At 50.8% G+C, this 23222-nt stretch carries 18 protein-coding genes and 1 riboswitch; of the genes, 12 read left to right on the forward strand and 6 right to left on the reverse strand.

Translation table 11 applies throughout. From position 1 onward, the window contains the following. The first annotated feature begins 31 nt into the window (after nucleotides 1–31). From AF331_RS15550 to AF331_RS15575, 6 genes are all read left to right on the forward strand, one after another. The gene (locus tag AF331_RS15550; RefSeq protein ID WP_048006566.1) at nucleotides 32–886 is read left to right on the forward strand and encodes a carbohydrate ABC transporter permease; all 855 of its coding nucleotides are present in this window, start codon (nucleotides 32–34) and stop codon (nucleotides 884–886) included. Further along, nucleotides 883–1704 carry a carbohydrate ABC transporter permease gene (locus AF331_RS15555; RefSeq protein ID WP_053429027.1) on the forward strand — a complete coding sequence of 274 codons (822 nt, stop codon included), beginning with the start codon at nucleotides 883–885 and terminating at the stop codon, nucleotides 1702–1704. Before AF331_RS15550 ends, AF331_RS15555 begins: the two co-directional genes overlap by 4 nt. A 14-nt stretch (nucleotides 1705–1718) precedes the next feature. Then, complete coding sequence (locus tag AF331_RS15560; RefSeq protein ID WP_053429028.1) at nucleotides 1719–3944, forward strand: alpha-galactosidase; 2226 nt, start codon at nucleotides 1719–1721, stop codon at nucleotides 3942–3944. After that, nucleotides 3941–5083 (forward strand): galactokinase, encoded by a 1143-nt coding sequence (locus AF331_RS15565; RefSeq protein WP_053429029.1) that lies wholly within the window; start codon nucleotides 3941–3943, stop codon nucleotides 5081–5083. The genes AF331_RS15560 and AF331_RS15565 overlap by 4 nt, the downstream gene beginning before the upstream one ends. A 21-nt stretch (nucleotides 5084–5104) precedes the next feature. Continuing rightward, nucleotides 5105–7042: a beta-galactosidase gene (locus AF331_RS15570; RefSeq protein ID WP_053429030.1), complete on the forward strand. Its 1938-nt coding sequence runs from the start codon at nucleotides 5105–5107 to the stop codon at nucleotides 7040–7042. A 78-nt stretch (nucleotides 7043–7120) separates the two neighbouring features. Further along, nucleotides 7121–8134, forward strand: a complete 1014-nt coding sequence (locus tag AF331_RS15575; RefSeq protein ID WP_053429031.1) for a LacI family DNA-binding transcriptional regulator — start codon at nucleotides 7121–7123, stop codon at nucleotides 8132–8134. 39 nt (nucleotides 8135–8173) lie between these two features. Here the strand turns inward: AF331_RS15575 and AF331_RS15580 are convergent, their stop codons facing one another. Continuing rightward, a complete protein-coding gene (locus tag AF331_RS15580; RefSeq protein ID WP_053429032.1) occupies nucleotides 8174–9097 on the reverse strand; it encodes a helix-turn-helix transcriptional regulator in 924 nt (307 codons plus the stop codon). Between the two features lie 79 nt (nucleotides 9098–9176). Between AF331_RS15580 and AF331_RS15585 the strand changes: the two genes are divergently transcribed. The 5 genes from AF331_RS15585 to AF331_RS15605 all read left to right on the forward strand — a co-directional run bounded on the left by AF331_RS15585 (nucleotide 9177) and on the right by AF331_RS15605 (nucleotide 14504). Then, nucleotides 9177–9605 (forward strand): VOC family protein, encoded by a 429-nt coding sequence (locus AF331_RS15585; protein ID WP_053429033.1) that lies wholly within the window; start codon nucleotides 9177–9179, stop codon nucleotides 9603–9605. A 230-nt stretch (nucleotides 9606–9835) separates the two neighbouring features. Further along, nucleotides 9836–10867 carry an ABC transporter substrate-binding protein gene (locus tag AF331_RS15590; RefSeq protein WP_053429034.1) on the forward strand — a complete coding sequence of 344 codons (1032 nt, stop codon included), beginning with the start codon at nucleotides 9836–9838 and terminating at the stop codon, nucleotides 10865–10867. A 42-nt stretch (nucleotides 10868–10909) separates the two neighbouring features. Next, nucleotides 10910–12022 (forward strand): ABC transporter ATP-binding protein, encoded by a 1113-nt coding sequence (locus AF331_RS15595; protein WP_235576415.1) that lies wholly within the window; start codon nucleotides 10910–10912, stop codon nucleotides 12020–12022. Further along, nucleotides 12019–13710, forward strand: a complete 1692-nt coding sequence (locus AF331_RS15600) for an ABC transporter permease (RefSeq protein ID WP_048013205.1) — start codon at nucleotides 12019–12021, stop codon at nucleotides 13708–13710. The genes AF331_RS15595 and AF331_RS15600 overlap by 4 nt, the downstream gene beginning before the upstream one ends. A gap of 17 nt (nucleotides 13711–13727) precedes the next feature. Beyond that, a complete protein-coding gene (locus tag AF331_RS15605) occupies nucleotides 13728–14504 on the forward strand; it encodes an HAD-IIA family hydrolase (RefSeq protein WP_053429036.1) in 777 nt (258 codons plus the stop codon). Here AF331_RS15605 and AF331_RS15610 read toward each other — a convergent pair. Then, nucleotides 14499–15062, reverse strand: coding sequence for a glycerol-3-phosphate responsive antiterminator (locus AF331_RS15610; RefSeq protein WP_053429037.1), 564 nt, complete (start codon nucleotides 15060–15062; stop codon nucleotides 14499–14501). The two genes, AF331_RS15605 and AF331_RS15610, sit on opposite strands and share 6 nt — an antisense overlap. A gap of 169 nt (nucleotides 15063–15231) precedes the next feature. On the opposite strand from AF331_RS15610, the gene AF331_RS15615 reads away from it, so the two are divergent. Beyond that, nucleotides 15232–17535, forward strand: a complete 2304-nt coding sequence (locus AF331_RS15615; protein ID WP_053429038.1) for a glycerophosphodiester phosphodiesterase family protein — start codon at nucleotides 15232–15234, stop codon at nucleotides 17533–17535. Nucleotides 17536–17870: 335 nt separating this feature from the next. On the opposite strand, the gene AF331_RS15620 is transcribed toward AF331_RS15615, so the two are convergent. From AF331_RS15620 to AF331_RS15635, 4 genes are all read right to left on the reverse strand, one after another. Then, nucleotides 17871–20384 carry an FtsX-like permease family protein gene (locus AF331_RS15620; protein WP_053429039.1) on the reverse strand — a complete coding sequence of 838 codons (2514 nt, stop codon included), beginning with the start codon at nucleotides 20382–20384 and terminating at the stop codon, nucleotides 17871–17873. After that, on the reverse strand, nucleotides 20381–21064 hold the full coding sequence (locus AF331_RS15625; protein WP_048006552.1) for an ABC transporter ATP-binding protein: 684 nt from the start codon (nucleotides 21062–21064) through the stop codon (nucleotides 20381–20383). The genes AF331_RS15620 and AF331_RS15625 overlap by 4 nt, the downstream gene beginning before the upstream one ends. A 90-nt stretch (nucleotides 21065–21154) precedes the next feature. Next, on the reverse strand, nucleotides 21155–22150 hold the full coding sequence (locus AF331_RS15630) for a sensor histidine kinase (protein ID WP_053429040.1): 996 nt from the start codon (nucleotides 22148–22150) through the stop codon (nucleotides 21155–21157). Continuing rightward, entirely contained in the window at nucleotides 22150–22830 is a 681-nt protein-coding gene (locus AF331_RS15635; protein WP_053429041.1) for a response regulator transcription factor, read from the reverse strand. Before AF331_RS15635 ends, AF331_RS15630 begins: the two co-directional genes overlap by 1 nt. 249 nt (nucleotides 22831–23079) lie before the next feature. Next, nucleotides 23080–23184, forward strand: a riboswitch (SAM riboswitch). Nucleotides 23185–23222: the final 38 nt, after the last annotated feature.

The raw sequence follows: 23222 nt of genomic DNA on the forward strand, positions 1-23222 counted from the left end.
TTTTATTGAATCATAGAGAGAAGGTTGATGTATGAAGACGAAAGCCTATATTCCCTACTTATTTGTCGCACCGGCACTTGTGCTGTTCAGTGTGTTCATGCTGTATCCGATCATCTCGTCCCTGATCATGAGTTTTCAATCGGGACAGGGGGCGAATCTTGCCTTTGTCGGCATTGATAACTACAAGCGGCTCATGTCGGATGAAATCTTCCATAAAGCATTGAAGAATACGTTCATCCTCCTGATCATTCAGGTACCGATCATGGTACTGCTCGCCCTCATCTTATCTTCCATTCTTAATTCCGCATTGCTCAGGATGAAAGGGTTCTTCCGGGTCACATTCTTCCTGCCTGCGGTCACCTCGCTGGTTGCCTATTCCATCATCTTCTCCATCATGCTCATGAACGATGGAGTAATCAACCAGGTGCTGGCGGCCGTCGGACTTGATGCCATCCCGTGGCTGAACGATCCATTCTGGGCGAAAGCTTCCCTGATCCTCGCCATGACGTGGAGATGGGTCGGGTACAATATGGTCATTTATCTTGCGGGGCTCCAGAACATCCCTGAAGAAATGTACGAAGCAGCGAGCATGGACGGGGCATCGAAGGTCCGCCAGTTCTTCTCCATCACCATCCCGCAGCTGAAACCGGTCATCCTTTTCACCGTCGTCCTGTCGACGATCGGGACCCTGCAGCTATTTGATGAGCCGTTCGTGCTCACGAAAGGCGGACCGAGTGATGCGACGCTGACGATCGGGATGTACCTGTATCAAACCGGCTTCCGGTACTTCGACTTCGGTTATGCCTCAACGATTGCCTACGTCATCGTGGTGCTTATCGCCATCATGACATTCATCCAATTCAAAGTAACGGGGGATCAAGAATGAGAAAATCCATCGGAAAAAAAATCACCATGTATGTTGTCCTAGCCATCGGTGCATTGATTTCCCTCTTTCCGTTCTACTGGGCGGCCATCGGGGCGACGAACGAGAGCGGGAAGTTGTTCTCGAAGCCGCCGGTCCTGATTCCGGGTTCGAAGCTTGTGGAAAACGTCAAAAATCTCAATGAAGCGATCGACATCGGACGGGTCATGTTCAACTCCTTATTCGTGGCGATTGTCTATACGGTCCTCAGCCTCCTGATCTGTTCCATGGCCGCTTATGCGTTTGCCAAGTTCCGTTTCAGGGGACGCAACATCATCTTTGGCATCTTCCTGCTATCCATGATGGTGCCGTATCACGCGACGATCATCCCGCTCTTCAAGATGATGGCGAACTTCGGCTGGCTCGATACGTATCAAGCGTTGATCCTGCCGAACCTGGCGTATCCATTCGCCATCTTCCTTATGAGGCAGAATATGCTGGCGTTCCCGAATTCCTTGATAGAGGCGGCGCGTATCGACGGCTCCGGGGAATGGAAAATCTTCTTCCGGATTGTCATGCCATCAATGAAGCCGGCTCTTGCCGCGACGGCGATCTTCCTGTTCCTGTATCAGTGGAACAGCTTCCTGTGGCCATTGATCGCCTTGTCATCGAATGAAATGTACACATTCCCGGTCGCCCTGTCCTCCCTGTTCGGCCTATCGAGGATCGACTACGGTCAGGTTATGTCAGGGGTCACCATCGCCACCATCCCGATCATCATCTTCTTCCTCGCCCTCCAGCGCCAGTTCATTTCAGGCATGCTCGGCAGCGCGGTGAAATAAAGGAGGCCATTTGAGTGCCGATCTTTGCTAATCAAGAAACCAATCAGTTCCACCTTCAGGGGAGGAATGTCAGCTATATCTTCACCATCCTGAAAAACGGTCATCCCGGTCATCTGTATTACGGGAAAAAAATCCGCCACAGGGATGATTTCTCCCATCTGCTTCAGCTTCCGTCAGAACCCTTAGGAAACATGTGCTTTCCCTATGAGGGGGACCAGCTCTTTTCCCTGGAGTTCTTAAAACAGGAATTCCCTGTGTACGGAACGTCCGATTTCCGGGAGCCCGCCGTCGTGGTGAAGCACGCAAACGGCAGCCGGACATCAGGGTTTGTCTATCAATCTCACAGAATCGAAAAGGGGAAGCCCTCTTTAGAGGGGTTGCCAGGTGTGTATGCGCATTCCGATGAGGAAGCGGAGACCCTTATCGTGACCTTGCATGACGGGGTGGCCGATGTTGGCTTGGAGCTCCTCTATACCGTATTTCATGAACGAGATGCAGTGATCAGGAGCTCCCGGATCGTGAACCATGGAGAAGAGTCCATCACGGTGGAGCGCCTGCTGAGTGCGTCTGTTGATTTTCCGGATCAAGACTATGATTTCCTTCATTTGAACGGAGCGTGGATCCGTGAAGGACATGTGGAAAAGACGGCCTTGAGGAAAGGACTGCAGTCCATCGACAGTAAGAAGGGGGTTTCAAGCTCCAAGCATAATCCGTTCTTTGCCCTTTGTTCCAAAGCGTCGACGGAAGATGCGGGAGAGGTTTACGGGTTCAGCCTCGTCTACAGCGGGAACTTCTTCGGGGGCGTCGAAGTCGATGCCCATGATGTGTCACGTGCCATGATCGGCATCAATCCGTTCGGTTTTGAGTGGCGGTTGGAAAAGGGTGAGAGCCTGCAGTCGCCGGAAGCGGTCATGGTCTACTCCGACGAGGGTCTTGGAGGAATGAGCGCTGCGTTTCATGAGCTCTATCGCACCCGTTTGGCAAGAGGGGAGTGGCGCGATCGTGAGCGCCCGGTCCTGATCAATAACTGGGAAGCAACATATTTTGATTTTCATGAAGATAAACTCCTCGACATTGCCGGGGAGGCAGCGGATCTCGGCATTGAACTGTTCGTCCTCGATGACGGGTGGTTTGAAGGACGGAATCATGATACATCCTCCCTGGGCGACTGGACGCCGGACAAGAGGAAACTGCCTCGTGGACTGGATGGTTTGCGAGAAGGGATGCCTGCACATCAGGGGTTCGGGATCTGGGTGGAACCGGAAATGATTTCAGTGAAGAGTTCCCTTTATGAAGAACACCCCGATTGGGTCCTGGGCGTGGAGGACCGTCCCCTGTCCCATGGGCGTAATCAGTTCATCCTCGATCTTTCCCGGGATGACGTGGTCGAGCATTTGTATCGCGTACTCAGCAATGTGTTCAGCTCGGCGGATATCATGTATGTGAAATGGGATATGAACCGGAATATGACGGAAGTCGGTTCCAGGGAACACCTCCAGGGAGAGGTGGCACACCGTTATGTGTTGGGGTTGTACTCCCTGTTGGAACGATTGACGAAGGCGTTCCCGCATATCTTGTTTGAATCCTGTGCAAGCGGTGGCAACCGGTTCGATCCGGGCATGCTTCATTACATGCCCCAGACGTGGACGAGTGACAATACTGACGCTGTGGAACGATTGAAGATCCAGTGGGGAACTTCACTTGTCTATCCCCTGTCTTCCATGGGGGCCCATGTATCCAATTCACCGAATCACCAGACCGGGCGCTCGACACCGATCGAGACGCGATTCCATACGGCCATGTTCGGGGCTTTCGGCTACGAGCTTGATGCAACGGCCCTTTCCCAAGAAGAGAAAGAGGCGGTACGGGAGCAGGTCACCTTCTTTAAAGCCAATCGCAGGCTCATTCAGTTCGGCTCGTTCCATCGCCTTGTGAGTCCGTTCGAAGGAAGTGATGCAGCGTGGATGGTATCCGATGGCAATGAAGCCATTCTTGCCTTTTACCGGGTGCTGGCGAAGCCGAACCCTTCACTCATGCGAGTTCGCATGCGGGGACTTGATCCCGACGGCCTTTATGAGTTGAAGGGAAGCGGGACCCGCTACTATGGAGATGAACTGATGAGTGTAGGTTTCCTGATTCCACCTTTCTTCAGTGGGACTGTGAGGACAGAGAATACCGTGATGACGGGAGATTTCCAATCGGCGATCTGGAAGTTTGAAAAAGTGGGGGATGCACGATGAAGAAACTGACCGATGTATTTGGAGGAAAGGAAGAGGGTGTCCGTACATTCTTCGCGCCTGGCAGGGTGAACCTGATCGGTGAGCACACGGATTATACAGGTGGCCTCGTCCTGCCATGTGCCCTCGGTGTCGGGACCTATGTGTCAGCCAGGGAAAATGGGACCGATTTGATCCGCCTCTTTTCAGAAAACTTTCCTGAAGCAGGAATCATTGAAGTGCCGGTCTATCACCTCGCGTATAACCCCGAAGATGGCTGGGCGAACTACCCAAAGGGCATTTTTCACCACCTCCTTCAAGGGGATGCACGTGGGATGGATCTGTATTATCAGGGGAATATCCCCAATGGGGCCGGTCTTTCCTCATCTGCCTCCATCGAGATTGCAACCGCGATCCTGGTCGATGAGTGGTACGGCCTTGGGCACTCCACGCTTGATCTGGTCTTGATCAGTCAGGAAGTGGAGAACCGGTATATCGGGGTGAACTGTGGAATCATGGATCAGTTTGCCGTCGGGTTCGGGAAAGCAAACCGGGGCATCCTCTTAGACTGCGGCAGCCTGAAGTATGACTACATCCCTTTGCCCCTCGAAGGCATCTCCATCGTGATCGCCAATTCAAATGTACGGCGTGAGCTCGCAGGTTCTGCCTATAATAAGCGGCGGAAAACGTGTGAGGATGCGCTTTTGAAACTTGAAGGGATTGCGTCATTGGGAGAGCTGAAGCCGGACGAATTTGCCAGGATGATGCCGAGGCTATCCGAAGAGGAAGCAAGGCGGGTCCGTCATGTGGTGACGGAGAATGACCGAACACGCAGGGGGGCAGAGCTTCTAAGGAATGGGGACATTTACGGATTCGGACAGTTGATGAAGGAGTCCCATGAATCTCTGCGGGTCGATTATGAGGTGACGGGTGATGCCCTTGATACTCTCGTCGATGCGGCCTGGCAGCATCATGGAACGATCGGGGCGCGCATGACGGGTGCGGGATTCGGCGGGTGCACAGTGAATCTGGTGGCAGAAACCGCCGTCCCGTCCTTTATCCAGGAAGTGGGGAGTGCCTATAAGAGGAAGACCGGCAGAGACGCCAGCTTTTATGTGGTGAAAGCCGGAGCGGGAGCAAGTGAAGTCACATCGGCAAGATAACGATAGAATGGAGGAAATGATATGTATTTGGGAGTGGATTATTATCCGGAGCATTGGCCGAAAGACATGATGGATGAAGACCTTGATGGCATCAAGGAGATGGGATCCACCATGATCCGGATCGGTGAATTCGCCTGGCATCTGATGGAGAGCAGGGAAGGGGAATTCGACTTTTCCTTCTTTGATGAAGTGATTGAGAAGGCGAAAGAAAGGGATCTGTCGGTCATGTTCGGGACACCGACGGCGACGTTCCCGGCTTGGCTTGCGAAGAAGCATCCGTCCATCCTGTCAAAGGATGAGAGGGGGCTCACGAGGAGCTTCGGAGGCAGAAGGCAGTATTGTTTCAATTCCAAGGACTATTGGACCTACAGTTCACGCATCACAGAGGAGCTTGTGAAGCATTACAGCAAGGAGCCTGGCATCACCGTCTGGCAGATCGACAATGAGTTCGGCCACGAAGGCAGCGATCAGTGCTACTGCGGGCAGTGTCATGAAGGGTTCCAGGCATTCCTTGAGGATAAGTACAAGACCGTCGACGAGCTCAATGAGCGCTGGGGTACGATCTTCTGGGGACAGACCTATAATGGGTTCGACGAAATTCCGATGCCCACGCCTACCGTTACGACGCACAACCCATCCTTGAAGCTCGACTGGGCGAAATTCCGTTCGTTCTCCGTGAATCGCTATGCGAAGGAAATGGTGAGGATCGTCAGGGAATTCAAAGGCGATCATCAGCTTGTCACGACAAATGTGTCGGGAGGATTTTTTGATAAGTGGTTCGATCACCCTGAGCATGCACGGGAGCTTGATGTCGTTTCATATGATAACTATCCGGTCTGGGGCGGCCTGACGGAACCGATCTCGCCTGCAGAAGTGGCCATGAACCACGACTTCAACCGGGGGCTCCTCGGGAAGAACTACTGGATCGTCGAGGAACTCATGGGGGCACAGGGCCACGATGTCATCGGGTACCTGCCGCGTCCGAATCAGGCGAAGATGTGGTCCTACCAGGCATTCGCACACGGATGCACCGACCTTCTGTACTTCCGGTGGAGGGGGATGACCAAGGGAGCAGAGCAGTTCTGCTTCGGGGTGGTGGACCATGATAACCACCGGGGACGCAAATACAAGGAAGTCCAGTCCCTTTTCTCCGAGATCAAACCTTATGAAGAGCTTTTGAACGCTCCGATCCAGGCCGATGTCGCCGTGCTGTACAGCTATGACAACATCTGGTCATGGCGCTCGCAGGTCCAAAGCTCGGGCTTTGACTTCACGAAGGAATTGACGCGAATGTATCAGGCCTTCTACGACTGGAACACTTCGATTGATGTGATCCCCGTCGACCGATCGTTTGATTCCTACAAAGTACTGGTCGTGCCGGTGATGCAGATGATGGATGCTGAGCTGTCTGACAGGTTGCGGACGTTTGCCGATAACGGCGGGACGATCCTCTTCTCCTTCAGGACGGGACTGAGGGATGAAGATAACAACATCCGTCTAGGAGAAGCACTGCCTGGTTTGGTTAATGATTTATGCGGCATCCGGATCCATGAAACCGAGGCGCTTGCCGATGGACAGGAATTGACCGTCAAGGGAGAAAAATCCGGTACGGTCACGGTCTGGCGTGATCTCATCACACCAGATACAGCGGAAGTCCTCTACCGCTATCAGGATTCATTCTACGAAGAGAAAGCCGCCGTTACACGGAACACCTATGGGAATGGCCAGGTGTATTACATCGGTGGAGGGCTTGATCAGGAGTCCATGAAGGAGATCGGAAAAAGCGTCATCGACCGACACGGAATCTGGTCCATGGAAACCGGACCGGGGGTCGAAGTGTATAAACGGACGCTGGATGGCAAGGACCATCTGTTCCTCCTCAATCATACAGGAGAAGAAAAAACCGTTGGAAACCACACGCTTGCACCATATGGCAGCACAATCGTGGAATGGAAATAACTCAGAGAATGAAGTGTGTGATGCCCGCTTCTTCGCTATAATAGAAACGAATGCTTGTAATCAGAAGGAGGAAGTGGGATGGCCACTTTGAAGGATATTGCAAAAAAGGCAGGTGTCTCACTTGCTACGGTCTCCAGGGTCCTGAACTACGATGAAACGCTCTCTGTCGCAGATGAAACAAAGAAGCGGGTCTTCCAGATCGCCCAGGATATGAACTATAAAACACTCCGCAACCGGAAAGATCCCCAGCAGATGAAGGAACGCATGCTGTTCGGCCTGGTCTACTGGTACTCCGAGCAGCAGGAGATGGCGGATCCGTATTATATGGCGATCCGCTCAGGCGTTGAACGGGAATGCCAGGAGAGGAACATCGACCTCATCAAGTTGTTCAAAAGCGGGGACGACCTCGATCCATCCCGCCTTGAAGGACTGGACGGCATCATTGCCGTCGGGAAATACAGCCAAGAGGAAATCGATCTGTTCGAAGGCGCCGCCCGCCATCTGGTCCTGGTCGATTACTCCCCGAGCGATGATTATGACTGCGTGGTCGTGGACTTCCGGAAGGCGATGAATGAAGTCCTTGATTACCTTTCCTCCTTAGGCCACGAAGATATCGGATACATAGGCGGACAGGAGTTCGTCACGAAAGACCAGCCGATCCGGGACGAGCGTGAATGCTCGTTCTACCAGTACCAGGCCCTCCGGGGGATGTATCATCCGGAATTCACGTGGACGAAGGGGAACTTCACCTCGGAAGACGGCTACCGCCTCATGAAGGAAGCCTTGCAGGGGGAGCGGCTGCCGACCGCCTTCTTCATCGCCTCCGACTCCATGGCGATCGGGGCGATCCGTGCCCTCCATGAAGCCGGGTATCAGGTGCCGGAGCAGGTATCGATCGTCGGATTCAATGATATCGCCACATCAAAATTCCTGCAGCCATCCCTTACCACCGTGAAGGTGTACACGGAATTCATGGGCGAATCCGCCGTCGAGCTTCTCCTGGATCAGATTCAATCCAAGCGGGAGCTCGCCAAAAAGGTTGTTGTGCCCAATCACCTTGTGAAGCGTGAAAGCTGTGAGGAACGAAGATAAGCTTTACCCCACACCCGTTCGGCAAAGAGCGGGTGTTTTTTATTGGTACTGGGCGAGGGAGAAGGAAAGTTCTTTCTTCACTGCCTCTACTAACTCCGGAGGGGAAAGGACCTTCACTTCCCTTCCTGATCTCGTGAGAAGCTTTGCGATAAAAGGAATGTCACCAGGATGTATGGAGGATGTAAAGAGTATGCGTCCGTCCTGGTTGATCACTTTTTGATCTGACCATAAATATGAAGACAGATCGGATAGCCCCCTTTCCGTGCATTGAACCATGATTTCCAAATCTCCCGTACTCATGTATTGAGTGAAGTTTTCAAGGGTGACGCCGCCAGTGTCGGCCACCTCGTCTTTCAGCTCTACATCTTCAATCTTTTCCATACTGAACAGTCTGACACGATCCGTTTGAATCTCCAGCACCACTGCATACCACTTGCTGTTTTTGAATAGGAAACCGACCACTGAGTAGGGGGAAGCCAGGGATCGGCCTTGATATTGGATCATGCAGATTTGCTGGCTGAATGAGGCTTGAACCATTTGCTCAAAGTGTGGAATAGGGGCTTGACCACTTTTGTTGAAATACTGAAATTTACCCAAAAACCGGTTGATTTCCGCCTTTTGTTCAGTACTTGAATGGCTGATGATTTTGCGATATATCCCCTCATATGTAGCGTTGAATGGGATCGTCGGGAGTTGGGAGATACTTCCGAAGGCGAAGAGAAGGGCGAGCAGCTCCTGAGGAGTGAGATCGATCTTCGTCAAGCCCCTTTCGCGGATGATGTGATACCCGCCATGCTGACCGCTTTCGCTATAGAATGGGACACCAAGATCCTCGAGATCTCTCATATCCCGAAGTGCCGTGCTTTTGGAAATGTTGAATTCTTCCATCAAATTACTCAACGTGAAATGATGCATCTCATTCATGTAATGGATCATATGGTACAAACGAGTAGATTTTTTCATTGTCACCCTCCCAACGGTTCCGGAAATTGACACCGATCCGTTCTATACTATCAGTATAGCGAAAAGGAGGACATGAATCATGACATTCGACGTATCACCTTATGTACTTATGACAAGCCAGGCAGAAGAAGCAAGAACGTTTTATGAAGACATATTTGGTGCCGAAACACGATACATCCAACGGATAAGCGATAGACCTGAAAGTGCGAAGATCGGCATAGAGCAAGATCGACTGAATCGGATCGACCAAGCTGTCCTCTCATTGGGAAACATCACTCTGATGCTTGCCGATGATACAGAAGGATTACCCGTCACACCAGGTAGTCATATTTCCTTATGTCTCACATTTGAAATGGTTGAGGAAGCAAGGGCAATATATGATAAGCTGGTGAGCCGTGGAGCTGAGATCCTGAAGCCGTTCACTCCGGAGTTTTATACGGAAGGATATGGGTTCGTGAGGGATCCATTTGGCGTTTCATTCCACTTGTTTACGAAACGTATAGAGTAAGAGAGAAGGGCGTGGCCATCCATGCCCTTCTTCCCATTTGTAAACAATTTGTAAATTATATGTTGTAAAATTCAGATATTTTTGTATAATAAATGTAATCGAATAGGACTGGGAAGAGACTTTGAGAAGAAGCCCAATTGATGACCCTTAAAATGTAAGGGTTTACATTGGTGCGTCTTCTCTTTTTCTTTGCCCGGAAACTCGAAAAAACAAAATAGGGGGATTTCAAGATGAAAAAATCACTATCGATCGTGGCTTCCATGATCCTGGCAGGAAGCCTGCTTGCAGGTTGCGCAGGAGACAAGAGTTCCGGTGATGGAGACGGCAAAACGGGGCAGATTACGTTCTATTCTCCGGAAACACCGGATATGACGAAGGAGCTCGGTCAAAAATTCGAGGAACTCCACGGTGGCTCCGTTGACGTTCAGTATGCGGGAACGAACGTACTGGTGAACCGGATGATGGCGGAAAAGGATAATCCCCAAGGGGACGTCTGGTATGGGGGCGGAGGGATCCTTCCGTTTGAAGCGGCAGCGGATAAAGGGATCATCGGTTCCTACATTCCTGATTTCGCCAAGGATTGGGACACAGTGGAAGACGGGATCAAAGTGAAGCATGAAGATGGCAAGTATGTGGGTACGGAAATCTTCGTCCTCGGATTTGCTTATAATACAGAGCTGGTATCGGAGGAAGAAGCGCCGAAGACATGGGATGATCTTCTTGATCCGAAGTGGAAAGGAAAGATCCAATTCTCCAACCCGGCTGCATCTGGGACCGCAACCCTCATGGTGCTGAATCAGATGATGCAACGCGGTGAGAAAGAGGGCTGGGAGTACTTCGAAAAGCTCGTAGATCAGGCAAACTCCATGCCAGATTCAGGTTCCGCTCCAACGAAAGCGGTTTCAATGGGTGAAGCCCATATCGGAGTCGGCTTCGACTTCATGGCTTACGAGCAGAAAGCAAAAGGGGAAAGCGTCGATTTCGTTGTTCCGGATAAAACACCGATCCTGACGAACCCTGTATCCATCGTCGAAGGCGGACCGAATCCCGATGGTGGCAAGAAGCTCATGGATTTCCTTCTCTCCAAGGATGGTCAGCAGATCCTAGCCAACTGGTATCATATCCCGATCAACCCGGAAGTGGAGTCCAAGACCCCGCTAACACTTGAAAAAGTCAAACCGCATGCCGTCGATCTTGATATCGACTGGGTGAATGAGAACTACGATCGCGTACGGAACGAATGGAAAGATAAGTTTCAGTAATACACCAAAATAGGGGATGAGATAAGAATGGGATCAGTCAAAGTGACACAACTAACAAAAGAATTTTCCGGAGTGCAGGCGCTAAAAAACGTCGATCTTGATATCCAGGAGGGGGAATTCTTCGCCCTCCTCGGCCCTTCGGGGTGCGGGAAGACGACCACGATGCGCTGTATTGCAGGATTTGAACAGCCGACATCCGGCATCATCACCATCGGACAAAAAGAGGTGAACCGCATCCCGCCCAATCAGCGGAACTGCGGAATGGTGTTCCAGAGCTACGCCTTGTTCCCCCACATGAATGTGTTTGAAAACGTCGCCTACAGCCTCAACATCAAACAGCTGAATGCGAGCAACGTAGCCGCCAAGCTCCCGATTTACATGCGGCTTTTGAACCGGAAGCTCGGCCGGTATCCGAAAGCCATGGAGCAAAAGGTCATGGAGATCCTGGAATACGTGGAACTCGACAAGCATGCGAAGCGTCTGACGAGCGAGCTGTCCGGTGGCCAGCAACAGCGTGTCGCCCTTGCCCGCGCCCTGATCATGGAGCCGGCGGTCCTCCTCATGGATGAGCCTCTTTCAAACCTTGACCAAAAGCTTCGCCATTCCATGCGGAACACGATCAGGCGCATCCAGCAGGACCTCGGCATCACGACGATCTTCGTTACCCATGACCAGGAGGAAGCCATGAGCATGGCGGACAGGGTAGCGGTCATGGACAGCGGTGAAGTGAAACAGATCGGGACGCCCATCGAGCTCTACAGCAGGCCTTCGACTCCCTTCATTGCGAATTTTGTCGGTACGTCGAACGTCATGAAGGGGACCGTCGTGGATACGGAAAACGGCTATTCCGTCGTGAAGGGTGCAGGTTATGTGCTGAAATCGACCCACCGCGTGGACCATAAAGAGGTCAATGTCATCGTCCGTCCTGAGAATATTAATACCTTCAAGCCCGGGACCATCACAAGTGAAGCAACAAACATCATCGAAGGAAAAGTGCTCGTCTCCACCTACCTCGGGTCCATCGTCCGCTATGACGTCCAGGTCGATGAGTATCAGCTTGTCGTGGACACGACCTTCGTGCCAGGTGAACCGATCCTCGCCGAAGGGGAAATGATCCAGCTCACCATCGATCCTGAAAGGGTGCTTCTCATATGAAGGGACGGTGGAATGGACTAAGCGTCGTCAAGATCCTGATCTATCTTTTCTTTGGTGTATTCCTGATCCTTCCGCTCCTGTCGGTGTTCCTTGTCAGCTTCACGGGGCAGCCCGTGAACCTACTCGGCTCCATCACGGATCCGGCGATCTTCAGCTCCACGGTGGAGAAGTTCAAGGCCGTGTCCCTTGAAAACTATGAAAAGATCTTTACCAATAAAACCTATTTCTCAGCGGTTAAAAACAGCCTGGGACTCGCCGTCCTGGTGGCACTGATCGTCATCGTCATGTGCGTGCCGATCGCCTACGGAATTGCACGGACGACGATGCCCCTCAAGAAGACGATCTCAGCACTCTGTACGATCCCCCTCATCGTTCCGACGTTCATCTCGGCATATGCCGTGATCATCATGTTCGGCCGTTCGGGGTGGGTGACGTACATCTATCAGAAGCTCGGCGGGGAAGGGATGCTGATCGACCCTTATTCCATGGCCGGAATCGTCCTGGTGCAGGTGTTTTTCTTCTTCCCGTATGCCCTGTGGCCCATGGTGGCGGCATTCAAGGTGAGTGATATCTCCCTTGAGGAGGCATCCTTGAACCTTGGAGCGAAGAACTGGTTCACGTTTATCTTCGTCACGTTTCCCCTGGCCATACCGGGTGTGATCTCAAGTGCACTCTTGATCTTCACGGTTTCGTTCTCCGATTTCGGGACGCCGATCATCCTGGCACCGAAGGAGATGAACCTCCTCGTGGTCGAAGCGTACCGGGAAATCGCCGGATTCTTCAACTGGGGCGGAGCTGCGATCCTGACGGTGATCATGGTCCTTGTGGCGGCCTTCTTCTTCTGGCTGCAGCATCTGTTCACGAAGGGTAAGAACTACGGCTCCGTTTCAGGGAAACCGAAGCAGCAGAAGCTCAATGATTCAAAGGGATTGACGCGCACGCTTTCCGTGTACTCTTTTGTGCTTGTTCTGTTCCCGCTCCTTGCCATGCTGTCGATCGTGCTACAGTCCCTTGCGACCACCTGGGGAAAGAATCCGTTGCCGAACGGCTATACTCTTGACCACTATAAGACGATCTTCACGAGTTCCCTTGGGAATATCCAGAACAGTATCGTCCTCGCCCTCGGAGCCCTTGTTCTGAGCGTGATCATCGCGACATTTGTGTCCTATTTCGTCGTCAGGCAGAATTCCAACAAGCTCGATTTCATGACGTCGATCCCACTCGTCGTACCGGGGATCGCATTCGGGATTGCCCTGATCCAGACGTTCAACACGGCGCCTCTCCACCTGACTGGCACTGCGGTCCTTCTCATCGTCGCCTATACGATCCGGAGGCTGCCTTACATGGTGCGCTCCACGATGGGAACGATGAGGGCCATCAAGCAGGATATCGAGGAAGCGGCCGTGAACCTCGGGGCGACGCCTCTGACGGCGGCGATCACGATCATCGGTCCGCTGATGCTCCCGGGGATCGCTGCCGGTTCGATCCTCGTTTTCATCACCGTTATCAAGGAAACGAGTATATCTATATTACTGGCCCCCGCCGATTGGGCGCCTATGAGTCTGGCAATCTTCCAGAATATCCTGCGAGGGGAATATTATACGGCGGCAGCGATGTCTGTGGTGCTTGTCATCATCGTCCTCCTGCTTCAGGCAATAGCCAATCGCATGTCGAAAAATCAACTGTAGGACGGTGAAGGTAGAACGTGACTAGAGGATTTATCTTTGATTTGGATGGAACGGTGTATTTGGATGAAGAAATGATCGAAGGGGCGGCAGATGCCATCGCTGCCCTGAAACAACGGGGCGATAAGGTCGTCTTCCTGACCAATAAATCCATCTCCACAAGGATGGACTATGTGCAGAAGCTGAGGAAGCTCGGGATCGAAGTGGAGCTTGATGAAGTGATCAATTCCAATTTCATCACGGCAAAGTTTCTGAAGGATGCACTGGAGTCGGGAGAAGCGGCGCTTGTCATCGGGGAAAAGCCCCTGTTGGATGAACTGCAGGAGGAGGGGATCACCCTCACCCAGGATGCAGGACAGGCGAAGTTCGTCGTCCTCGGATGGGACCGGGAGTTCAGCTATGAAAAAATCAATCTGGCTTTTCAGGCGTGGCTCAATAAGGCGAGGATCATCGCAACGAATCCTGACAGGACCTGTCCCGTGCTCGGCGGCCAGATTCCTGATTGCGGCGCGATGATCGGTGCCCTTGAGGGTGTGACGGGTGAGAGGATCGAGTCCATTACGGGCAAGCCGTCGAAATGGATGGCCGAATACGTGGTCTCCCAAGTGTTGAAGCTGGATCCGGCCGACTGCTATATGGTCGGGGACCGACTCGAGACGGATATCAGGATGGGAATCGAGAATGGGTTGCAATCGGTCCTTGTGCTCACCGGGGTAACAAATAAAGAAATGTTAACAAAATCTTCATATCAGCCTTCATATGTGCTTGATAGCATTAAGGAGATCGTGAATCTATAAGTCGAATTTCCACATATTCGGGTCACCGGATGAGACAGCCAGGGCACCGGCTTCAAGGGCATCGAGGATATCTTTCTTCTCCTGGATGAGCCCCCCGACGATGAGGGGGAGCTTGAGCTGGTGCGACAGCTGGTCGATCACACGCGGCATGAGTCCCGGCAGTACTTCAACCGCATCGGGTTTACATGACTTGATCATTTCAATCCCTTTTTGAAGGGCGCCCCTGTCAATAAGGAAGATGCGCTGGATCGTCACGAGTCCTTCATCTTTGGCATAACGGATCATATTGGTTTTAGTCGAGATGATGCCCGTCGGATTCCAGACGTCGGCGACGAATTTCACCGCTCCCTTCGTATTGGATAACCCCTCGATAAAGTCGAGGTGGATAAAGATATACATATTCGCTTCTTTCAATTTCTCTATATAGGGTTTGACCGTCAGGATATCCCCAATCAATAGAAAGGCGATGTTCGCCGAGCTCCGGATCGCTTTATCAATATCCTTTTCTTCTTTGATGGAAGCGATGATCTGAGACTCTACCATGTTTACAATTTCCAAAGAAGTCACACCCAGTCATATTAAGAATTATCTGTCTATTTACCTATTTGAAGTTTACCATATTTACCCCTAAATGCAACATACCCGAACGAAAGGAGGTGGGGTGCGGCCCTTTGGATCAGTCCGTCTATCAGTCTAGTAAAACCAATCATGGGAGGGAGTTTTACACGTGAAGAAATTATTCAGTACAATGGCCGTTTCCACATTGGCCTTGGGCTTATTTGCCCCTGTCCAGACCAGTTCCGTACAAGCTGCAAGCCCGGTTCTATTGGAAGAGGATTTTGATGATATCGCGAATGGCCGTTTGCCCGATGGATGGAAGCTCTTAGAAGGACAAGGGGCCGTCCAGGGCGGGAAGCTCGTCCTGAATTCCTCCGCCACCTCAAAGCCTGCAAGGGTCGTCGTCCCTTTGGAAGAAGAGGAAGGGGACTATGTCTTCGAAGCGGATGTGACCTTCCAGTCGGCTGTGGAGGATAAGCGATGGGCATCGCTTATGTACCGGATCCAAAACGAAAACTATCCATACTATCAATTTGCCGTGCGCCGGGGAGCTTCCGACGTGAATGGCCTGGAATTCGCAGAGCGGACGCCGGCTGATAAGTGGCTCGTGCCGGAGCGCAACTTTTACACTGAAAATATGGAATATGGGAAGACGTACCGGTTGAAAGTGGTCGCAAGCGGAAACCGCGTCCAGCAGTATGTCAACGGGCAGCTGGTCATCGATACAGACCAAGCGGGGAAATACCTGAATGGAGACGTCGGCTTCCAGACGAGCGGATCAAAGGTCGAATACGATAATGTGAAACTGACCTCATTCGAAGGCGAACTGCCGCCTGTAGACGGTGAAGGGGCCCTTCTGCCTCAGGAAGCTCAAACATCCATGATCAACGCCCCTACCATCATCAACGGGGAAGGAGTCGATGTTCCGCATGATGAAACGGCTTCTGCCCTGATCAAAGTGGACGGGGACGCAGGCAATCTGAAAGGGAACGGAAAGGATCTTCGTAGCGTCCTGATGACGCTCAAAGGAAAGAAAATCCCGGTGTTACATATGGAAAAGGGTGGCCTTGAAGAATCTGTCGTCGGTTTGCTCAATGATCTGTCCATCAGTGATGTCCATGTCGTGTCCAGTCAGACGGGGATCATTGAAGCAGTGAAAGACCTGAACCCGAGGATCCGTGGGGGACTCTATTATGATCAGCGTCATCTCAATAAACATGATTTGAAGAAGATTGTTCAGGATGTCCATAAGAGTGAAAGCAAGATGGTCATGATCCCTCAGAATGTCCTGACGGAAGAAGGCATGTATTATCTTCATAACCGAATGGTTGCTGTATGGGGCGTAGGCGGTGATACAATGGCCTCGACACATGAGCTTATCCACCTTGGTGTCGACGGGATCGTCACGAACGCACCTGAGCTTGCCGTGAAGGCATTCGGTCAGTATCCGGAGCAGACGATCGTCCAACGGCCGATGGTGGCTGCCCATCGCGGTGTTCCGTCCCTTGCTCCTGAGAACACGATGGCCGGCTACCGCCTCGCCTATGAGCTCGGTGCCGATCAAATCGAGACCGATGTGCAACGCACGAAAGACGGTCACCTCGTGGTCATCCATGATGAAACGGTGGACCGGACCACGAATGGAACGGGTGCGGTCAAAGATCTGACCCTTGCTGAAATTCGCGCGCTCGATGCCGGAATCAAATTTGACGAGAAATTCGCAGGTGAAAAGGTACCGACCTTCAAGGAATATCTCCAGGAGTTCAAAGGGAAGAATGTCATGCTCCTTGTGGAGTTGAAAGCCCATGATGTGGAGGAGCAGACGATTCAGGAGATCAAGGAAGAAGGCATGATGGATCAGGTGGTCCTTCAAAGCTTCTACCTAGACAGCATGCAGCGCTCCAATGAGCTTGCCCCTGAGCTGCCGGGAGGATATCTGTTCTCTTCTGCCGTCCCAAGCACACTGCAGGAAAAGCTGAAGAATGCGAAGAAGCTTGTGGATTACGGAACGATCAACGATGTGACCCTTAATTCCAGTTATGGTTCCCTGTACAAAGAGTTCATTCAATACATGAGGCAGCGTGGGATGCTGAGCATGCACTGGACGTTCCGAGCTGAGCCTCCGTTTGCCGATAAGCTGAAAGACGGACTCATCGGACCGATTACGGATTATACGCAGTGGCTGACAGAATCGCCTGTCCAACTTGAAATTCCAATCAAAAAAGTGAATCTGAAAGAAGGAAAAACGCGCACCATCCGCGCCAAAGCACGCGTCAGCTACCGCGTCGCCGAGCGTGAGAAGATCGAGACTGAACTATTCGTTGCCGAAGGGAATGGCGTCGTGACAGTCAACGGCAATACGATTGAAGCCATCGCCCCTGGAAAAGCACAAGTATTCGCAAAGCATACGTTCACGATGCTCGGCGAAGAGTGGAATGTTGTGTCAGAGCCGATTGAAGTGACGGTGAAGTAAGGATATGTAAGGAAAAAGAGAGTGGGACAAAATTTAAAAGTAGCCATATAATGACCACCAATATCAGTATAGATTCTTAATACCGCTTGTGATTTCCGTGCAAGACTTCGCTTTCCGCGGGTAGCCCGTGAGCCTCCTCGGCAAGCCTGCGGGGTCTCACATTAGCTACTCTTCCCGCAGGAGTCTTCGTCTTGTACTCCGATCAACCGCTGGAAACGATGAAATTTGAATTTTCATTAAACGCATTAAAAAACCCGAATCATTTGCTTTATCGTAGGCAGATGATTCGGGTTTTACTATGACTAAAACATGTTTGTCTCAGCCTCTTTTTCCTATTAAATGTTTTCCTGCTTCAATCCATCGATGATGTTCTGTTTTTTGATCTTCCCTGTGGAATAAAGCATGGCGGATCCCACGATCGCAAAGATGGCAACGACCACGAACAGCACGCTCATCCAAGGAGGGGAGAAGCTGTATTCAAATGATTCATTCAGGGCCATATGCATGAGATACATGGCTGCAAACCCGATTGGTAGACCATAAAGGAGCGATTTCAAGCCATAGAAGATACTCTCATAATGGATCATCTTATTAAAGCCCTTAGGCGTCATGCCCACAGATTTCAGCATGGCGAATTCACGTTTCCGGAGCGAGATGCTCGTCGAGATCGTATTGAAGATATTCGCGATTGAAATGGCTGAAATCAGGGTGATGAATCCGTAGGCGAAGATGGAGACCAGAAGGGAGAACTGTTCGTTTTCTTCCTTCATTTGCGTGATGTTAAATACCTCAACGTCTCCGCCTTTCGACTCATCAATCGCCTCCTGGGTTGCGGATGGATCAGAGCTGTTCAGATAAAGGAAAGGGATGGAATTAGTTGAGCCGGTTTCCTTTTGGATTTTCTGAAGTGTATCACGGCTCATGATCAGGTTTAGCCCATAACCGACTCTGACTCCCATTGGTGCCTCTTCGGCTTCTCCATCGATATTAATGGATCCGACTTTTTCATCTTCCTCACCGTTGAAGTCATACAAGTCCAGCTTCTTCGTTTTTTGAAGATCCAGTGCTTCCGATTGATAGAATTTGCGATCTGATCCCTGATATTTAAGCATGTTGATTACAACAACCCCGTCAGGATCGACTTTACTACCGGTTTTCTTGAGGTACTCCTTGAAATCTTCCTCGTCAAGGCCATGTAGCTGGAGGTTATACGCATACTTCCCATCATTTAAGTTTGCTTGGTAATCAGGATCTTTCTTTAATGCCGATGGAACGTCCTTACTAGCCAGCCAGCTTTGGAACGAGACATATTCCAATAAAACGGAATCGGTAACGTTTTCGGCATTCACAAAGGGCTTCAGGCTTTCAAGGTTGTTGGATGGACCAGTAAGTTGAATGTCAAAATCATAGTTCTCCTGTGTCATGCCCGCTGATTTCTTGATGTTGTCAGTGAAAAACGATACCGAGAGAAACAAAATGATGGAGATGACGAGTGAGAACACAGTAGCAATGTATCGCTTCTTGTTCCGCTTCAGGTTTTTTAGTCCTATTTCTCCTTCAATGCCAAACAGTTTGCGGGTGAGTTTAGATGTTTTCACGCTACGACCGCTCATTTTTACATCCTGTGTCTGTCTGATTGCATCAATGGCTGATACCTTCGATGCTCTTCTCGCAGGAATCAGTGTGGAGATGAAAATGGTAACAATCGAGACTGCACATGCCGCAAGGATAGAAAACGGAGTAATGGATACAGATATTTTTAATCCGTCTGCGAATACGTTGGTCAAAGTCGTATTCATGAACCAGAAGGTAACGGCCATACCACCGATTCCGGCAATCAGGCCGATCGGGATGGAAATCAAGCCGATGACAGCCCCTTCAAAGAAGACGGAGTTTCGTTTTTGAATCTTTGTCGCCCCGACGCTTGAGAGCATGCCGAGGTGGCGGGCGCGCTCCGAAACGCTGATAGCAAATGCGTTATAGATCAAAGCGACGGAGCCGATCAGGATGATCCCGACAATGATGGAAGCCATCCCAAAAAGTGTCGCATTAAGGTTATCGTTATTGGAAACTCCATAATAGCGCAGAAGCTCGTGGTTGAACTCAACGGTCTGGATGTCATGTTTTTTTGCAAATGCTTTTGCATCGTCAAAAAGCTTTCTGCTTAGCTTTTGTTCCACGACAAATGCCGTACTCCCTGCCTGTTTATCGTTTAAAGCGCTGATTACTGTGTAGCCTGGAGCCCATGGGTATTCCCATTCAGGCTGCTTTATTGTCCCTACAATAGTAAAGGAAGCTTTTTCTTTCGTGCGAAATTCTTCTTCCTCTCCATTGAATGAATTGTCCTGAAACAATGTCGTGTCATCCATCAATCGGTCACCGAGCTCGACGGATAAGGAGTCGCCGATTTTAAGCTTGTTTTTCTGATTCAGGATATCCTCTGAAACTACGATTTCCCCATCATTCTTAGGGAAGCGGCCGTCTTTCAGCTTGATGGGCATTTCCTTCAGGCCTTTTTCATCAAATGAAGTAAAGAATAAATAAGGCTTTGAAGCATTCGGAGGATCCTCGATTTTCGAATACCCCAGGTCCTTGCGTAGAAAAACATGATCTGTATTCTTTTCACTCTTAATGGCATCCAGCTGCTCCTGGTTGATGTTTTTGTACTGGACGTGCCATTCTCCGCCTTTGTTGATGTTGTCTTGCTTCATGAGATCAAGGAAGGAGACGAACAGGGTCGATACGGCGGTCACCATGGCGACGGAAATGATGACACCGATGATGGTGACCATGGTCCTGCGCTTGTTTTCTTTCAAATGTCTGAGGGTCAGTTTGTTTACGATATTCATGGACGGAGGACCTCATCTTTAGAAATCTTGCCGTCTTCGATGGAGATGACGCGGTCCGCCTGCATGGCGATGCGTTCGTCATGGGTGATGACGATCAGCGTCTGTTTATAAGTCTTGTTGAACATTTTGAGGAGTTCCATGATCTCCTCGGAGTTCTTGCTATCCAGATTCCCTGTCGGTTCATCGGCAAGCATGAGAGCCGGGTTGCTGATAAGGGCCCGGCCAATGGATACACGCTGCTGCTGCCCACCGGAGAGCTGATTCGGGAGATGGCCGAGCCTTTCGGAAAGGCCGAGCTTGGTTGTGATGTCATTGAGCTGCTTCGGATCCACTTTCTGCTTATCCAGTAGCATCGGTAGGGTGATATTTTCTTCTACAGAAAGGATCGGGATCAAATTGTAGAATTGATAGATGAGCCCGATCTGCCGCCTTCTGAATATGGCAAGCTGGGTTTCGTTCAGGCTGTACATGTCGGTATCGTTGACGAGGACGCGACCGGAGCTTGGGCGGTCGACGCCTCCCAACATGTGAAGTAGCGTGGATTTTCCAGAACCAGACGGTCCGATGATGACGACGAATTCGCCTTGTTTCACAGTGAACGAAACATTATCGAGTGCTTTGACCGCCGTTTCCCCTTTTCCGTACACTTTAGACAGATTTTCAATTTGTAAGATATTCACGAAATTGTACCTCCAGTTGGTTGATGCTTTTAGTATATCTGCCTAAAATGACTTCTCCGTGACTATGAAAGTGACAATTCTGTCACCTGGCTAGATGGTATGTTTGTAGATTTTGAGTGAGAAGATCGTTCCCGCAGGACTGCTTGATACTTCAATGTCTCCGTCCTGGTTCTTCATGATACTGTAGGCCATGGCAAGGCCGATTCCGACGCTGTCTTCCGTGGCATTCTTTCCCCGGTAGAAGCGCTTGAAGATATGGGGGAGGTCTTCCTTCGGGATACCGCTGCCTTGATCAGTAATGGTGATTTCAGTGAAAAGGGCATTTTCCTGAGAGGCGATGGTGATACGTCCTCCCTCTGCTGAGTGCTCGATGCTGTTTTTCAATATATTGATGATGGCTTCCTTCGTCCAGTTCCCGTCTCCAACAAATGAGGCCGGTCCCCCTTCAATCTGAAGTGTCACGTCCTTTATTTCCAAGGGGATGAGAAGCGGTTCTAGGGCTTCCTGTATGAGGGAAGGGACGTTCACGACTTCCTTCTTGAAACGTGCCGTTCCCGCATCAATCTTTGAAAGTTTCAAAAGGGAGGAGACGAGCCATTCGATCCGTTCAAGCTGGACCTGGATGCGGCGTGTGAATTCCCTGCGCTTTCCTTCATCCAAGCCCGGGTCCCTTAATAGGTCGGACATAACCATCATGGAGGTGAGGGGCGTTTTCAGCTGATGGGAAATATCAGAGATGGCATCGGTCAGTTTAAGCTTGTCTTCCTGGAGGCGTGAGCTGTTTTCTGATAATCGTAGCGTCACCTTGTACATATCGGACTTCAGGATGCTGAGCTCCCCCTCATGGTTGTCCCGGACGTCGAGGGAGTAGTCTCCATTTGATATCTTTCGGAGGTAGTCGGAAAGCTTCCCGATTTCCCTGTAGCGCCAAGCTGTGTAGAGCATGAAGCATGTGATGAGCAGGAGGGAGGTGGCGGCTGTGGCCACAGACGCCTGCAGACTGATGTAGTACGCACAAATTGTGCCGATCACGGCGATGATCACGACAGCCACAAGGAACACCCGTACTTCTTTATTCCTCAGCATCAGCGGTCGCCTGCCTTATAGCCCATTCCACGGATCGTCTTGATGATGACTGGTTTCTGCGGATCGTCTTCGAGTTTTTCACGGAGCCGTTTGATGTAGACGGTAAGGGTGTTATCGTTGACGAAATCACCTGCCACATCCCAGATTTTCTCGAGGAGCTGTGCACGTGTGAGAACCTGATCCTTATGCTGGGCGAAGATGAGAAGAAGACGGTATTCAAGGGCAGTCAGTTGGATTTCTTCGCTGCCCTTATATGCTTTGCCTTCCGCCGGAAGGATCTTGATGTCGCCGAGTGTGAAATGAGAGGGCGTCTGCTTATCGTAGCGGCGTAGGACCGACTTGATCCGTGACATGAGCTCCCTGACACGGAACGGCTTCGTGATGTAATCATCGGCCCCCATGTCGAGGCCCATGACCACATTGACTTCTTCGTCCATGGCCGTCAGGAAGATCACGGGTTTATCGGTCTTTTTCTTTACGAGGGAGCACAGATCATAGCCGCTCCCGTCGGGTAGGGACAGGTCAAAGAGGAACAAATCGATCTCTGTCCATCGGGTGTTGATCATGTTTTCAGCGGCAGCGACATTATGGCAAACAAATGTACCGAATTGCTCGTTCTGCAGGGAGTATTCGAGTCCTGCTGCGATCGTTTTATCGTCTTCTACTAATAGAATGTTCATAGTGACCTCCGGATCAATGATGATGTAAGCCTATCATATGGAAAATGGCAGGCTTCGTCAAAGTGGTGGCGCATGAAGATGGAGCATTCATTGGCAAATATTTTGAAAGACTCAAAAAAAATTGAAGCTTATTCCTAAAGTAAAGGTAACGCTTACATGGTTTGCGGATGCGGGAATGGCAGTTGACACCCAACCAAATACCCATTATTATCTCTTTTAGATGAAATTTTCTAAAATTATATAGTATTCCAATTATCAAGAGCGACCGAGGGATCAGGCCCTATGACGTCCGGCAACCTCCATATGGAACGGTGCTAATTCCTGCAGGATGTTTTTCATTCTGAGAGATAAGTCGATGATCGATATGCGATGCTTCTTTCAGCTGAAAGAGG

The organism is Rossellomorea marisflavi (assembly GCF_001274775.1).
GTDB classification, from domain to species: Bacteria; Bacillota; Bacilli; order Bacillales; family Bacillaceae_B; genus Rossellomorea; species Rossellomorea marisflavi.

Excerpts from the sequence above, each read along its gene's own strand:
- AF331_RS15550 (WP_048006566.1), top strand. The coding sequence starts at position 32 with ATGAAGACGAAAGCCTATATTCCCTACTTATTTGTCGCACCGGCACTT.
- AF331_RS15555 (WP_053429027.1), top strand. The coding sequence starts at position 883 with ATGAGAAAATCCATCGGAAAAAAAATCACCATGTATGTTGTCCTAGCC.
- AF331_RS15565 (WP_053429029.1), top strand. The coding sequence starts at position 3,941 with ATGAAGAAACTGACCGATGTATTTGGAGGAAAGGAAGAGGGTGTCCGT.
- AF331_RS15570 (WP_053429030.1), top strand. The coding sequence starts at position 5,105 with ATGTATTTGGGAGTGGATTATTATCCGGAGCATTGGCCGAAAGACATG.
- AF331_RS15575 (WP_053429031.1), top strand. The coding sequence starts at position 7,121 with ATGGCCACTTTGAAGGATATTGCAAAAAAGGCAGGTGTCTCACTTGCT.
- AF331_RS15580 (WP_053429032.1), bottom strand. The coding sequence starts at position 9,097 with ATGAAAAAATCTACTCGTTTGTACCATATGATCCATTACATGAATGAG.
- AF331_RS15585 (WP_053429033.1), top strand. The coding sequence starts at position 9,177 with ATGACATTCGACGTATCACCTTATGTACTTATGACAAGCCAGGCAGAA.
- AF331_RS15590 (WP_053429034.1), top strand. The coding sequence starts at position 9,836 with ATGAAAAAATCACTATCGATCGTGGCTTCCATGATCCTGGCAGGAAGC.
- AF331_RS15600 (WP_048013205.1), top strand. The coding sequence starts at position 12,019 with ATGAAGGGACGGTGGAATGGACTAAGCGTCGTCAAGATCCTGATCTAT.
- AF331_RS15620 (WP_053429039.1), bottom strand. The coding sequence starts at position 20,384 with ATGAATATCGTAAACAAACTGACCCTCAGACATTTGAAAGAAAACAAG.
- AF331_RS15630 (WP_053429040.1), bottom strand. The coding sequence starts at position 22,150 with ATGCTGAGGAATAAAGAAGTACGGGTGTTCCTTGTGGCTGTCGTGATC.
- AF331_RS15635 (WP_053429041.1), bottom strand. The coding sequence starts at position 22,830 with ATGAACATTCTATTAGTAGAAGACGATAAAACGATCGCAGCAGGACTC.